The following is a 13,310-nucleotide window of genomic DNA, read 5'->3' on the forward strand; positions in this document are numbered from 1 at the left end:
CAACGTGCGGCGACCTACCGTCGGATCACAGCCGCACGGCATCGGAGCCGCGGCCCGTCGAAGGAGTCACCGATGACCATCGTCGAAGAAGACGTGTCCACCGCATCCGCGTCGTCCGCCTACGCCGCTCCCGGCCAGCCGGGCGCCATCGCGACCTATCGCCCCCGGTACGGCCATTACATCGGCGGCGAGTTCGTGGACCCGGTCAAAGGGCAGTTCTTCGACAACGTCAGTCCGGTCAACGGCAAGCCCTTCACCGAGGTGGGCCGCGGAACAGTCGAAGACATCGACCGTGCCGTCGACGTCGCCTGGAAGGCGTTCGCGAGCTGGGGCAAGACCAGCCCGGCTGAACGATCGGTGATCCTCAACAGGATCGCCGATCGCATCGAGCAGCACCTCGAGGAGATCGCCGTCGCCGAGACCTGGGAGAACGGCAAGCCCGTGCGCGAGACGCTCGCCGCCGACATCCCTCTCGCAGTCGATCACTTCCGGTACTTCGCCGGCGTGCTCCGTGCGCAGGAGGGCGGCATCAGCCAGCTCGACGAGAACACCGTCGCGTATCACTTCCACGAGCCGCTCGGAGTGGTCGGTCAGATCATCCCGTGGAACTTCCCGATCCTGATGGCGGTGTGGAAGCTCGCGCCGGCGCTCGCCGCAGGCAACTGCGTGGTCATCAAGCCCGCGGAGCAGACCCCGGCATCCCTGCTCTTCCTCTTCGACATCATCGGAGACCTGCTGCCGGCCGGTGTCGTGAACATCGTCAACGGCTTCGGCATCGAGGCAGGTGCACCGCTCGCGCAGCACAAGCGCATCCGCAAGGTCGCCTTCACGGGTGAGACCACGACGGGGCGCCTGATCATGCAGTACGCGTCGCAGAACCTGATCCCGGTCACCCTCGAACTCGGAGGCAAGAGCCCGAACGTCTTCTTCGAGGATGTCGCGCGCGACACCGCCGACCCGTTCTACGACAAGGCACTCGAGGGCTTCACGATGTTCGCGCTGAATCAGGGCGAGGTCTGCACGTGCCCGTCGCGCGCGTTGATCCAGCGGTCGATCTACGACGGGTTCCTCGCCGACGGACTCGAGCGCGTCGGCAAGGTGATCCAGGGCAACCCGCTCGACCCGGCCACGATGATCGGCGCGCAGGCGTCGAACGACCAGCTGGAGAAGATCCTCAGCTACATCGACATCGGAAAGCAGGGCGGCGCGCGGCTGCTCACGGGAGGCGATCGCGTCGACCTCGGCGGCGACCTCAGCGACGGGTACTACGTCGCACCGACCGTGTTCGAGGGCACGAACGACATGCGCATCTTCCAGGAGGAGATCTTCGGGCCGGTGCTGTCGGTCACCTCGTTCGACAACTTCGACGATGCGATCTCGATCGCCAACGACACGCTCTACGGTCTGGGCGCCGGAGTCTGGAGCCGCAGCGGTGACACGGCATATCGTGCGGGGCGTGCGATCGAGGCCGGTCGCGTCTGGACCAACACGTATCACCAGTACCCGGCGCACGCAGCGTTCGGTGGATACAAGCAGTCGGGCGTCGGGCGCGAGAACCACAAGATGATGCTCGACCACTACCAGCAGACCAAGAACCTCCTGGTCTCGTATGCGGAGGGCCCGATGGGTTTCTTCTGAGTCAGGCCCCCGCCGCTATTTGCTCGAGCAGCGAAGCCCGCCTCCGGTCATTGAGCGAGGAGCGGAGCCCCGAGACGAAACGCGCTGAGCCGCTCGCCGCGTTTCGTCTCGGTCGGCTTCGCCGTCCTCGCTCAACGACCGGGAGCTGACGAAAGGTACGAATCATGGTGAGCATCGGCACCTATCAGCGGGTCGACGTGACGGATGCCGCGGCATCCCTCATCCGCGACCTCACCGTGCAGCATGGGCCGCTGATGTTCCACCAGTCGGGCGGATGCTGCGACGGATCGTCGCCCATGTGCTACCCCGTGGGGATGTTCATCACAGGTCCGGGCGATGTGCTGCTGGGCGCACTCGACGTGGGGGTGGACTCCCCGGTCGAGGTCTTCATGTCGGAGTCGCAGTTCGAGTACTGGAAGTACACGCACCTCACGATCGACGTCGTGCCGGGGCGTGGCGCGGGGTTCTCGGTCGAGGGACCGACGGGAATGCGGTTCCTGATCCGCTCGCGGATGCTGAACGACGCGGAGCTGGAGTACTTCGGGCTCGCGGGTTCGGCGGGATCCACGGCTGCGGACTGATGCCACGTCACGCCGCAGGCGGCGCTCAGCGGGGGAGGCGCGGAACGGCGTCGACCAGCGCCCGCGTGTACGGATCCTGCGGGGCGTGCAGCACGGATGCCGTGGCACCCTGCTCCACCACGTGACCGTTCTTCAGCACGACTGTCCGGTCGCACGCCGAGGCGATGGCCGTGAGGTCGTGCGACACCATCACGAGCGACAGGCCGTTCTCGCGGCGCAGGCGGTCGAGCAGCTCGAGCACCTGCACCCGGGTGGTGACGTCGAGAGCGCTCACGGGCTCATCGGCGAGCAGAACCCGCGGACGGGAGACGACGGCCCGTGCGATGGCGATGCGCTGACGCTGTCCGCCCGAGAACTCGTGGGGATAACGGTGCGCGGTGTCGGCGGGAAGGCCGACCGACTCGAGGGATTCGGCGATGCGGCGCTGGGCGTCGGCACCGGATGCCAGGCGCAGTGACCGAAGCGGCTCGCCGATGATGCGGTCGATGCGCTGACGGGGGTCGAGCGACGAATACGGGTCTTGGAACACGGGCTGTACGCTCGCGCGGAAGCGACGCATCTGCGCGCGATCGCGCAGCGACAGGAGCTCGCCGTCGAACAGCACCTGCCCCTCCCGAGGCACGGCGAGGCCGAGCAGCAGACGCAGGATCGTCGATTTGCCGGCACCCGACTCGCCCACGAGCCCGAGGGAGTCGCCTTCATCGAGGCTCAGCGAGATGTCGTCGAGCACTCGATGAGAGCCGTACGCGAAGCCGGCGCCGCGCAGTTCGAGAAGGCTCATGCGCCCGCCTCCGTCGCATCGAGGAACGCGTCGAGTGCGCGAGCGCTGTCGACCAGCATCCGCGTATACGGCTCCACAGGGTTCCGCAGCACCTGGGCGACCGTGCCCTCTTCGACCACGAGCCCATCGCGCAGGACGACGATGCGATCGACCATGCGCGACACGACGGCGAGATCGTGGCTGATGAACAGCAGCGCCATGCCTCGCTCGGCGACGAGACGCTCGAGCAGGGCAAGCACGGCGTCCTGCACCGTCACGTCGAGAGCGGTCGTCGGCTCGTCGGCGATGAGCAGCTGCGGCTTGGCGGCGAGGGCGATCGCGATAGCGACCCGCTGCCGCTGACCACCCGAGAGCTCGTGCGGGTAGGCGCGAGCGATGCGCGGGTCGGTGAGAGCGACCTCGTCGAGGGCGGCCGCCACCGCAGAACGCAGCTCGGCACCGCGCAGGCCGAGGTGTCGACGCAGCGGTTCGGCGATCTGGCGTCCCACCCGCATCAGCGGATCGAGCGCGGTGAGCGGCTCCTGGAACACGATCTGCGCGACGGGTCCGCGCAGAGGCCTGAGGTCGGCATCCCGCGCACCGACCACCTGGTGTTCGTCGAGCAGCACCGACCCGGAGGCCGTGAGCGAATCAGGAAGCAGACCGGTGACGGCGAGCGAGGTGAGCGACTTGCCCGACCCGGATTCGCCGATCAGGCCCAGACGCTCGCCGGGTGCGAGTGAGAACGACACATCGCGCACGAGTGCGCCCGATGCCGAACGCACGGTGAGGCCTGAGACGTCGAGGATGCTCATCGGCTCCTCCTGCGGGTCGGGTCGGCGAGATCGCGCAGGCCGTCGGCGAGGAAGTTGACTCCGAGCACCAGGGCGATGATCGCGATGCCGGGGGCGATCGCGCCCACCGGGGCGGTGAGCACGGTGCCTTGCGCCTCCTGCAGCATCCGACCCCACGAGGCGTTGGGCGGCGGGGCGCCGAGTCCGAGGTACGACAGGCTCGCCTCGGCGAGCACGGCGGCACCGAACTGCAGCGCGAGACTGACGGCGAGTGTCGGCGCGATGTTGGGCAGCACGTGCTGCATCACGATGCCGAGAACACCCGTGCCGCTGGTGCGCGCGGCGGTGACGAACTGCTCCTGCAGCACGCGGCGCGAGAGGATGCGGGTGAGACGCGCGACGACTGCCGACATCGCGAGACCGATCGCGAGCACCGCAGACCAGAGCGAGGCGCCCTGCACGGCGACGACGAGCATCGCGAGCAGCAGCACGGGGAACGCGATGACGACGTCGAGCCCCGCTGAGAGCGTGTCGTCGACCCAGGGGCGAGAGAAGGCGGCGATCAGGCCGACGATCGTGCCGAGCACGGCGGCGATCGCGACAGAGCAGGTGCCGACGATCAGAGCGATCCGCGCACCCCACATGAGCTGCGACAGCAGGTCACGGCCGAGACGGTCGGTGCCGAGCAGGTGCAGGGCGCTCGGGCCCTCGAGGCGGCTGCCACTGGTGTCGGCGAGCGGGTACGGCAGCCAGAACAGCGAGACGAGGGCGATCAGCACGATGACGCCGGTGAGCGCGAGTCCGATCAGCAGGGTCGCCTTCGGTCGGCGCCGCACGGGGACGGAGCCGGTGATCAACTGCTCGGCGACGCGGCTCATCGGTTGCCCGAGACGCTCGTGCGCAGACGCGGATCGATCAGGCGCTGCACGATGTCGGCGGCGAATCCGACGAGCAGCACGAAGAGGGTGCTGACCACGAGGACGCCCTGGATGACCTGGAAGTCGTGCTGCTCGATGGCCGACAGCAGCAGGCTGCCGAGACCGGGGAGAGTGAAGACGCTCTCGACCACGACCGCGCCGAGGAGCGTCGTCGACAGCTCGATTCCGAGGATCGCGACGACGGGCACCGAGCCGTTGCGCACACCGTGACGCAGAAGCGCTTCGGCAGTGCCGGAACCCCCGGCCCGGGCGGTGCGCAGGTAGTCGCTGCCGATCACGTCGAGGGTGGCCGACCGCACGTACCGGCTGAGAGAGGCGCTCATCACGATCACGATGGTGATCACCGGCAGGGCGAGCGAGCGCAGGGCATCGGCCGGATCCTCCCAGTCGTCTCGGGGGAAGCCGCCCGAAGGCAGCAGGCCGAGTCCGAGAGCGAAGACCCAGACGAGCACGACGCCCACCCAGAAGACGGGAACCGCGACGCCGAGCTGCGCGAAACCGGAGAGCGCGATGCCGTACCAGCGGTCGGACTTCACAGCCGCGGTGATGCCGATCACGAGCGAGACGAGCAGCGCGACGGCGAACGCGATGAGCGTGAGCGGAAGGGTCACGGCGAGGCGGTCGGCGATGTCGGGGCCGACCGGACGCGAGCTCAGGAAGGACTCACCGAGGTCGAATCGCAGCAGCTGCCCCGCCCAGGTCGTGAACTGCTGCAGCAGGGGCTGGTCGGAACCGACCTGCGCGCGGGCCGCGGCGATCTGCTCAGAAGTGGCATTGACCGAGAGCAGGGCGTTCGCCGGGTCGCCGGGAAGCAGGCGCAGCAGCACGAAGATCGCGATCATCGCGACGACGAGCGACACCACGAGGAAGGCGAGACGGCGGATCAGATAAGCGAGCATGGCTGTTCAGGATGAGGAGGGGGATGCCGACGCGCGGCATCCCCCTCGCGCGTCAGGACTTGACGATGTCGTAGGCGAAGAACTGGGAGTTCAGGCCGTTGACCGGGTATCCGCTGAGGTCACTCGAGGCGACCACGATCTGCGGGTAGAGGTACAACCATACGCTCGCGGCATCCTCGGCGATCTTCTCGTTGACCTGCTTCAGCAGGGCGGTCTGCTCGTCGGTCGTGGCTGCCTGCTCGGCCTCCGCGACCCACTGCTGCACCTGGGCGTCGTTGTATCCCCAGTAGAAGTCGGGGTTGCCGTACCAGACCACGTCACGGTCGTTCACGTGCTCCTGGAGCGTGGCCTCGAAGTCCTGCTCCTTGAACACCTTCGTGTACCACTCGTCGGCGCTGATCGTGTTGATCTCGACCGTGATGCCGACCTCCGCGAGCTGTGACTGCAGGAACTCCGCCACGGCGGGGTGCGGGTCGTAGCTCGGGGTGTCGAGCGTGAACGTGAAGCCGTCGGCGTAGCCGGCCTGAGCGAGCAGATCCTTCGACAGCTCGACGTCGTAGGGGTTCACCGCGGTGAGGTCCTCGTACCAGGGGTCGGTCGGCGGCACCATCGAGCCGATGAGCGTGCCGTAGTCGCCCCAGATCGACTCGAGGAGCTTCTGGGTGTCGATCGCCGAGTAGATCGCCTTGCGCACGAGTGCGTTGTCGAAGGGGGCGACGCGGTCGTTGAAGGCGAGCAGCTCCTTCGTGGTCGAGGTTCCCTCGCTGATCACGTAGTCGTCGTTGTCGAACTGCGCGAGCGAATCCGGGCTCTGCACGCTCGTGATCACGTCGATCTCGCCCGTGGCCAGAGCGTTGTTCTCGGCGGTCGCGTCGGTGAAGTAGGTGTAGACGACCTCGGCGTTCTTGGCCGGCTCGCCCCAGTAGTCGTCCCAGCGCTCGAGCGTCAGGGTCGAGCCCTTCTTCCACTCGTCGAGCGTGTAGGGCCCGGTGCCGTCTTCCGACCCGGTGATGTCGCCGGCCTCGTCGTTCACGACCCAGACGTAGCTGAGGTTGTAGAGGAACGAGATCGACCGCTGCGACAGCGTGAAGACGACGGTCTGGTCGTCGGGGGTCGCGATGTCGGCGATCGTCTTGAAGCTCGACTTGCGGGCAGAGACCGAGTCCTCGGCGGTGACGGCCTCGACGCTCGACTTCACATCGGCGGAGGTCAGCGGGTCACCGGAGTGGAAGGTCACGTCGTCGCGCAGCGTGATCGTGTAGGTGAGGCCGTCGTCGGACACCTGAGCGTCTTCGGCGAGAAGCGGCTCGACCTCGCCGTCGTCGGTCAGGCGGTAGAGGCCCTCATAGACGTTGCCGGTCAGGGCCTCGGTCACGCCCTGGCCGCCGCCTTGCGTGTTGCTCAGGTTGGTGGGCTCGTACAGAGACCCGATGAAGATCGTGGCGTCTTCGTTCGTGGCGTCGTCGGTGGCGCCCGACGCGCATCCGGCCACGAGGGCGAGCGTGGCCACGGCGCCGAGCGCGCCGAGGATGCGGGTTCTTCTCATGAGTGCTCCAGGGTGAGGGTGTGCGGCGTCACGCCGCGTAGATGTCGAAGCCGTCGCGGAAGACGACGTTCTTCTCGCCTGCTCGGATAGGCAGGGGGAAGCGGTTGGATGCCGGCGGCAACGGGCAGTTGTACTGGGCGCTGAACCCGCACGGCGGCACGAAGGCGCGGTTGAAGTCGAGCACCACGGTGCCCTCGTCGTCGCGCAGCTCGACGAACAGGAAGCGGCCGGATCCGTAGGTCTCGGCGCCGTTCGTCTCATCACCGAACACGAGCAGCAGGGTGCCGCCGTCGTCGAAGGCGGCCAGATCGTATTCACGGCCGTCGAGCTCGAAGTGGATGTCGCCGGGGACGACGAGCTCGCGTGTGCCGCCGTTGTCGCGGATGTGCTCGAACGACACTCGGCGATCGCCGGACACCGGGGTGAAGTGGCCCTCGAGCACCCACGCAGGGTCGTAGTCGTAGGTGTCGATGCGGTCGAAGGCGCGGATCGCCGGTGCATCGGCATCCCACAGACGCAGTCCGTGCTCGGCCTCGCCGGTCTCGATGTTCGTGCGCTGGATCCGCGTCACGGTCACCGTGTCGGATGCCGCCTGCTGCTCGGCATCCAGATCAGGCGCCTCGCCCGTCCAGCGGGTCTCGATCAGGGCGAGGTTGCCCGTCGCGGACGTGACGGAGGCGCGGCGCTCGGCCTGCCATTGGGTGTGATCTTCGCGTTCAGACATCACCTTCCATTCTCTTGCATGCAGAAGAGGGTGGGGCCGGGTCCGTCACTCGAGGTAATGCGCGATGACAGGCATTCGCGAGAGTGCACGAATGCCGCCTTCCGGAGGGCCTTTCTGTCCGCATTTCGTGCATTATTCCGCGGGATTCGACCGGTTCGGTCGAGTCTCTCCGACGCAACGGAATGCAACGTATGCCGGTATACCATTACTCATATACGCGCAGAGTTGTCAGTCCCCAGCTGACCCGCACGTATGGACGGTTCGACCGTCCTGCGGAGGGAGTGTCAGATCTCCTTCTGATCCCGAGGGGGGATGGGGTGGGAACGCTGATCCCCAGTCAGCACCCACCCCCACAACCCACCCTCGGGGGTTCCCGCTCAGAACGATCTGGACCAGAACCAGAACGCCGCAAAGGCGATCATGAAGACCACCGGCACCCACGGGAAGCTGCGCTTCAGTCTGCGTCCTTCGTGCGCGACGCCCGGCGGCGGCGACAGCAGGCCGGCCGGTGGCGCGAACGGAAGTCGCTCGTTCGCGAGCCGGGCTGAGGCGGCCGGGGACGCGGATGCCGCAGCCGTCTGATTCTCGAGGAGCAGACGCTCGTCTCTCCATCGTTCCCATTGATCGAGCTTCGTGATCAAGGCACCGACGGCGCCGAACAACCACGCCCAGGTCGCTGGGTCGAGCGTCGACACCCTGCGCTGCGTGTAGAGGAACATCCAGTCGTCGACGATCTCGACGTCGAGCTCGGCGGCGTTGTCGATGAACCGGGCCATGATGTCGGGGCTGAACAGATACAGCGCGTCTCGCTCGTATCCCTCGGGGCAGTAGAGGGTGAAGTACTCGTCGAAGTCGCCCTCGAGCGACAGCCGCTGCTCGCGCTGGAACGACGCCGGCAGGTTCGATCCGAATCCGTTGTTGCCCTTGGCGTCGAGCACGATATTGGGCAGCGGCACGTCGAGCTTCACCGCGACATAGCCCCAGCGGTAGGTGGTCGAGCTCTTGCCTCGCTTCACCGTGTACTGGTAATTGCCGAACTCGACGAACCGAGGCGTCGTGCCACGCACGAGATCCGTCGACATGCGCGAGCCGCCGAGGCTGAAGATCATCCCCGGCAGCGCGGGGGCAGTCACTCGTCCCTCGTACGACATCCCGTTCGCCTGAGCGAACCGGTGCAGTCGATAGCGCGTGACGCGGGCGCGCCGCCATCCGACGAACGACCCGATGGCGATCACGACGGCGACGGCGCCGAAGATCACCAGCGGAACGATGGCGAACCCGGATCCGCCGGGCGTGGAGACCATGCCGACGATGGTCGTGAAGACCACAGGCACCACGATGATGGCCATGAGCGCGATGACGACGATCGCGATGATGCTCGAGCCGTTCGTGCCGCTGGACGCTCGGGCTCGAAGCTCGGCGGCGAACGCGGTGACCGCCTTCGGGTCGACCGGCTCGGTGAGCGGAGCGGCGTCGAAGGACGCCGCGGACGCGGGCCGCGGAGTCGTCATCGGTTCACCTCGTCGGCATCCCAGGTCAGGTCGGCGTTCTCGGGGATCGGGAAAGCCTCGAGACGCTCGTCGGCGCAGATCGCGGCGACGAGTTCGGCGGACCCCGCGACGATGGTCGAGTCGTAGTCGATCTCGCTCACGAGGGTCCACGCGTGGTCGTCCGGCCACAGGATCGTCGGGCTCTGCGCCGACGGCGGGAAGCCGTGCTCCTCGCCCGGACGGTCGCGCCAGGGTACGTCGAGCACCCAGTCCGCGCGGGCGAAGTCGCTGACCGCCCCGCGGAACAGCACGTGGTCGCGCCCGGGGAGGCGGAACCGCGGTCCTTCCGAGATCTCGCGTGACAGGATGCCCTCCTGCCACGTCGGCTTGCGGAAGGCGTTGTTGAGAGGGTCATGGATGCTGCGGTCGAGCATCGCCTGGTGATTCGGCTCGTCGTTGAACGTGAAAAACATCCGGGACGGTGAATGGCCGAGGTGTCCGACGAGACCGCCCCGACCTTCCCAGAGCGCCGCGAAGCCGGCATCCGGAGTCGTCGTGTGGGTGGTGAGGTGCCCGGCGATCACGGAGAGCATCTCCGGAGAGACTTCGCCCTCCATCGGCCCCGTGAACTCTCGGCCGTCCGGTGACAGCCGCAGGTTCCAGTCACCGTCGATCGGGGTGCGCACGATGCGCTGCCACTGAGCCGACGGGTGCAGGGTCGTGCCGAAGGCGGATGCCGTCTCCGCCCACGTCGCGGGCTCGTCGACGTACTGATCTCTCAGGCTCAGATGCTCGGCCTCCGACATCCGCTCGTACTCCTCGTAGGAGGGCACGGGGCGGTCGGGCAGAGAGCGCACGGTCGCGGGATGCAGGATGCGGGCGTACGCGGGGAACCCGTGCGGCACGACGTCGTGCATCGTCGCTTTCCACGGATCGTCGAGGCGATCGCGCAGCCAGTCGCCCGCCGAGGTGTCAGAGATCCACTGCATGCGACCCACGGTACCTGCGAGGCATCGGTTCACCTGCCCGCGCGGCGGAGGGGCGCATGCTCGACGTCGAACGAGGGTCAGACGAAACGCCGAGGGCATCGGTGCCCGCGCCCGTTTCGTCTCACCCCGCCTGCTCCGCGAGCTGCCCGGGAAGACGCTTGCCGAAGGGGCTTCAGTGCACCTTCGAGCGCCCTCCATAATCGGAGGGTGAGTTCGACTGCAACCATCCCCTCGCTCGACGGCCGCCGGTTCCTGATGGTCTCCTCGACCACCTCGGCTGTCGACCCCGAGTCTCCCAGCGAGTTCGTCTATTGGGAGAAGGACGGTGCGATCTGGGGTGACTACTCCGGTGACACCGTCACCTTCGGGCGCTTCGTCGGCACCCGCACCGGCGACACCATCTGGGTGTCGTTCGTGCACGTGCTCGTCTCAGACGGAGCCGTCGTGACCGGAGACGGCGAGAGCCAGCTCGAACTCACGGATGACGGCCGCATCCGTCTCGTCGAGCACTACGAGATGCACGGACTGCCGCAGCTCAGCGTCTGCGAAGAGCCCGTCGCGGCCTGATCGGGCGTTTCGTCTCGGTCGGCTTCGTCGTCCTCGCTCGACCACCGGGTTCCGCGTCAGCGTGGCGGCAGCATGTCGCGACCCGGCGTCGCCGGAGTCCATCGCGTCATGCCCAGCGGCGTCGCCAGGTCGCGCTCCGGCAGGTCGCTCGGCAGCAGGAACGACCGGCGGATCACCTCGTCGAGCACGACCACGCTGACGACGGTGCGCACCTCGGGCAGCTGCGCGACGACGCCGGTCGTGAACTCGTGCACGCCGCTCACGTCGACGGCACGGATGAGCAGCATGGCGTCGTGCTCGCCCGTGGTGATGGCGCACCACTCGACGTCGGGCATCTCGAGCACGCTCTCGCGGAACGACGCCCAGGCCTGCGGATGCACGGTGACGAAGACGAGCGCACCGATCGACAGCCCCGCCTTGGACTGATCGACCCGCGCGCTGAACCCGGTGATGACGCCGTCCTGCATGAGCGTCTCGACGCGCGTGTAGGCGTTCGCGCGAGAAATCCCCACGGTCTCGGCCAGCGCGGCGATCGAGATCCGACCGTTATCGCGCAGCGTCTCGAGGATTCTGTATCCGATGTCGTCCAGTGGGGCGGCACTTCGTCCAGATTGCTTCACGGCTTCGTCGCTCTTGGTGGACACAATGCTCCTCATGGGCGGGGTCTTGGACAGACTGTGATGACGTCTGCATTCTTGCTGGACACATAGTCCCATACAATGCGAATCTGATCACCGGTCGTCCACCCGGCGTCGACCGAACCCGATGAAACTCCTCGCCCCTGGAGGCCCATATGTCGTCACGTCGCAGCACGTCCGTCATCGCGATCGGAGCTGTCGCGCTCTTCGCTCTCGCCGGTTGCTCCGGTGGCAACTCGGCGAACACCGGGGGAGAATCCTCCGGTTCCGACTCGCTGGTCATCGACACCGCGTTCTCGATCGAGACCGCCGACCCCGGTCACACCTACGACCCGACCGGCAACATGATCGCGAAGGCGCTCTACGAGACCCTCGTCGACTTCGAGGGCTCGGATGTCTCGACCCCTGTGCCCGGCCTCGCGTCGTGGGAGCAGAACGATGAGGCGACCGAGTTCACCTTCACGCTCGAAGGCGACCGCGTCTTCTCCGACGGCACGCCGATCGAGGCGAAGGATGTCGTCTTCACCCTGCAGCGCATCCAGGGCATGACCGACGCCAAGCCGAACTTCCTCCTGGGCGGTCTGACGATCACCGAGGTCGACGAGAAGACGATCTCGATCACCTCCGAGACGCCGCTGCTGCAGCTGCCCGCGATCCTCGCCAACCCTGCGCTCGGCATCGTCAACTCCGATGTGGTCATCGAGAACGGCGGATCGATCGACGGCTCCGACAGTGCGCAGAGCTTCCTCGACGGCGAGTCCGCCGGCTCCGGTCCGTTCGTGCTCGACACGCTCGACCTCTCGTCGCAGGTCGTGCTGACCAAGAGCGACGAGTACAACGGGGACGAAGAGGCGGCATACGGCCGCGTCGTCGTGCGCAACGTCTCGGAGAGCGCGACGCAGCTCGCGAACCTCAAGGGCGGCGACTCGATGGTCGCGATGGACCTCAACGGCGACCAGGTCTCCGGCCTCGGCGACGGACTGAACGTCGAGTCGGTGCCGTCGGGCCAGACGATCTTCCTGCTGCTCAACCAGTCGGAGGCCGTCGCGGGAGAGCTCGCGAACGTCAAGATCGCCGAGGCGATCCGCTACGCACTCGACTACGACGCGCTGCTCGAGCTCGCAGGTGCGGGAGCCGTGCAGGCGACCGGCGTGATCCCGCCCGGATTCGAGGGCGCCCTCGACACCGGTGTGGAGCAGGACCTCGACAAGGCCGAGGCTGCTCTCGCGGAAGCCGGCTACACGGGTCAGACCCTCAAGCTGCAGTTCCCGAACGACTACCCGGTCGGCGGTGTGGAGTTCACCCCGCTCGCCGAGCGCATCCAGGCTCAGCTCGAGGATGCCGGCATCACGGTCGAACTCGCACCGGCGCCGTTCGCCACCGAGCTCGACGCCTACGTCAACGGCACCGAGGGCTTCGGCCTGTGGTTCTGGGGCCCGGACTACGCCGACTCGGCGAACTTCCTCCCGTTCGCTCCCGGCCTGAAGGTCGGTCTGCGCGCAGGCTGGGCCGCTGAGGCGAACCCCGAGATCGCAGGCATCGCAGCCGGTGCTGCCGCCGCGACCGACGAGGCCCAGCGCAGCGAGGCCTTCACCTCGTTCGCCGAGGCGATGCAGGCCGAGGGCCCCTTCGTGCCGCTGATCGTCCCCGGCCGCAACATCGCCACGGCGGATGCCGTCACCGGCGCCGTGTACAACTCGGTGTGGGAGATGGACATCGCCGAGATCACGCCTGCCGGCTGATCGG

13 protein-coding genes are annotated in these 13,310 nt (G+C 67.4%); 4 read left to right on the forward strand and 9 right to left on the reverse strand.

The window, feature by feature from the left end:
• Positions 1 to 72 precede the first annotated feature (72 nt).
• Positions 73 to 1,638, forward strand: coding sequence for an acetaldehyde dehydrogenase ExaC (exaC, locus tag OB895_RS12150; protein WP_311877836.1), 1,566 nt, complete (start codon positions 73 to 75; stop codon positions 1,636 to 1,638).
• A gap of 164 nt (positions 1,639 to 1,802) precedes the next feature.
• A complete protein-coding gene (locus OB895_RS12155; protein WP_311877837.1) occupies positions 1,803 to 2,219 on the forward strand; it encodes a DUF779 domain-containing protein in 417 nt (138 codons plus the stop codon).
• A 25-nt stretch (positions 2,220 to 2,244) separates the two neighbouring features.
• Here OB895_RS12155 and OB895_RS12160 read toward each other — a convergent pair whose 3' ends face one another.
• The 8 genes from OB895_RS12160 to OB895_RS12195 form a co-directional block, all read right to left on the reverse strand.
• On the reverse strand, positions 2,245 to 3,000 hold the full coding sequence (locus OB895_RS12160; protein ID WP_311877838.1) for an ABC transporter ATP-binding protein: 756 nt from the start codon (positions 2,998 to 3,000) through the stop codon (positions 2,245 to 2,247).
• A complete protein-coding gene (locus OB895_RS12165; RefSeq protein ID WP_311877839.1) occupies positions 2,997 to 3,794 on the reverse strand; it encodes an ATP-binding cassette domain-containing protein in 798 nt (265 codons plus the stop codon). Before OB895_RS12165 ends, OB895_RS12160 begins: the two co-directional genes overlap by 4 nt.
• Positions 3,791 to 4,651, reverse strand: a complete 861-nt coding sequence (locus tag OB895_RS12170) for an ABC transporter permease (protein WP_042541531.1) — start codon at positions 4,649 to 4,651, stop codon at positions 3,791 to 3,793. The genes OB895_RS12165 and OB895_RS12170 overlap by 4 nt, the downstream gene beginning before the upstream one ends.
• Positions 4,648 to 5,610, reverse strand: a complete 963-nt coding sequence (locus OB895_RS12175; protein WP_042541530.1) for an ABC transporter permease — start codon at positions 5,608 to 5,610, stop codon at positions 4,648 to 4,650. The genes OB895_RS12170 and OB895_RS12175 overlap by 4 nt, the downstream gene beginning before the upstream one ends.
• A 52-nt stretch (positions 5,611 to 5,662) precedes the next feature.
• Positions 5,663 to 7,156, reverse strand: a complete 1,494-nt coding sequence (locus tag OB895_RS12180; protein ID WP_311877842.1) for an ABC transporter substrate-binding protein — start codon at positions 7,154 to 7,156, stop codon at positions 5,663 to 5,665.
• 28 nt (positions 7,157 to 7,184) lie between these two features.
• Positions 7,185 to 7,880: a DUF1684 domain-containing protein gene (locus tag OB895_RS12185; protein WP_079113829.1), complete on the reverse strand. Its 696-nt coding sequence runs from the start codon at positions 7,878 to 7,880 to the stop codon at positions 7,185 to 7,187.
• Positions 7,881 to 8,257: 377 nt separating this feature from the next.
• The gene (locus OB895_RS12190) at positions 8,258 to 9,391 is read right to left on the reverse strand and encodes a hypothetical protein (RefSeq protein ID WP_311877843.1); all 1,134 of its coding nucleotides are present in this window, start codon (positions 9,389 to 9,391) and stop codon (positions 8,258 to 8,260) included.
• Positions 9,388 to 10,359 (reverse strand): hypothetical protein, encoded by a 972-nt coding sequence (locus tag OB895_RS12195; RefSeq protein WP_042541526.1) that lies wholly within the window; start codon positions 10,357 to 10,359, stop codon positions 9,388 to 9,390. Before OB895_RS12195 ends, OB895_RS12190 begins: the two co-directional genes overlap by 4 nt.
• Before the next feature lie 207 nt (positions 10,360 to 10,566).
• Here OB895_RS12195 and OB895_RS12200 point away from each other — a divergent pair, with 207 nt between their 5' ends.
• Positions 10,567 to 10,926, forward strand: coding sequence for an avidin-fold protein (locus OB895_RS12200; RefSeq protein ID WP_228385603.1), 360 nt, complete (start codon positions 10,567 to 10,569; stop codon positions 10,924 to 10,926).
• A 56-nt stretch (positions 10,927 to 10,982) separates the two neighbouring features.
• Here OB895_RS12200 and OB895_RS12205 read toward each other — a convergent pair whose 3' ends face one another.
• Positions 10,983 to 11,570: an Lrp/AsnC family transcriptional regulator gene (locus tag OB895_RS12205; RefSeq protein WP_228385602.1), complete on the reverse strand. Its 588-nt coding sequence runs from the start codon at positions 11,568 to 11,570 to the stop codon at positions 10,983 to 10,985.
• 149 nt (positions 11,571 to 11,719) lie between these two features.
• Here OB895_RS12205 and OB895_RS12210 point away from each other — a divergent pair, with 149 nt between their 5' ends.
• On the forward strand, positions 11,720 to 13,306 hold the full coding sequence (locus tag OB895_RS12210) for an ABC transporter substrate-binding protein (protein WP_042541525.1): 1,587 nt from the start codon (positions 11,720 to 11,722) through the stop codon (positions 13,304 to 13,306).
• Positions 13,307 to 13,310 lie beyond the last annotated feature (4 nt).

This window comes from Microbacterium forte, assembly GCF_031885415.1.
In the GTDB taxonomy this organism is placed as follows: Bacteria; Actinomycetota; Actinomycetes; order Actinomycetales; family Microbacteriaceae; genus Microbacterium; species Microbacterium forte.

What these genes read in the sequence shown, in the direction of transcription:
- OB895_RS12165 (WP_311877839.1), bottom strand. Translation starts at nt 3,794, where the DNA reads ATGAGCATCCTCGACGTCTCAGGCCTCACCGTGCGTTCGGCATCGGGC.
- OB895_RS12175 (WP_042541530.1), bottom strand. Translation starts at nt 5,610, where the DNA reads ATGCTCGCTTATCTGATCCGCCGTCTCGCCTTCCTCGTGGTGTCGCTC.
- exaC (WP_311877836.1), top strand. Translation starts at nt 73, where the DNA reads ATGACCATCGTCGAAGAAGACGTGTCCACCGCATCCGCGTCGTCCGCC.
- OB895_RS12170 (WP_042541531.1), bottom strand. Translation starts at nt 4,651, where the DNA reads ATGAGCCGCGTCGCCGAGCAGTTGATCACCGGCTCCGTCCCCGTGCGG.
- OB895_RS12185 (WP_079113829.1), bottom strand. Translation starts at nt 7,880, where the DNA reads ATGTCTGAACGCGAAGATCACACCCAATGGCAGGCCGAGCGCCGCGCC.
- OB895_RS12180 (WP_311877842.1), bottom strand. Translation starts at nt 7,156, where the DNA reads ATGAGAAGAACCCGCATCCTCGGCGCGCTCGGCGCCGTGGCCACGCTC.
- OB895_RS12210 (WP_042541525.1), top strand. Translation starts at nt 11,720, where the DNA reads ATGTCGTCACGTCGCAGCACGTCCGTCATCGCGATCGGAGCTGTCGCG.
- OB895_RS12155 (WP_311877837.1), top strand. Translation starts at nt 1,803, where the DNA reads ATGGTGAGCATCGGCACCTATCAGCGGGTCGACGTGACGGATGCCGCG.
- OB895_RS12190 (WP_311877843.1), bottom strand. Translation starts at nt 9,391, where the DNA reads ATGACGACTCCGCGGCCCGCGTCCGCGGCGTCCTTCGACGCCGCTCCG.
- OB895_RS12160 (WP_311877838.1), bottom strand. Translation starts at nt 3,000, where the DNA reads ATGAGCCTTCTCGAACTGCGCGGCGCCGGCTTCGCGTACGGCTCTCAT.
- OB895_RS12195 (WP_042541526.1), bottom strand. Translation starts at nt 10,359, where the DNA reads ATGCAGTGGATCTCTGACACCTCGGCGGGCGACTGGCTGCGCGATCGC.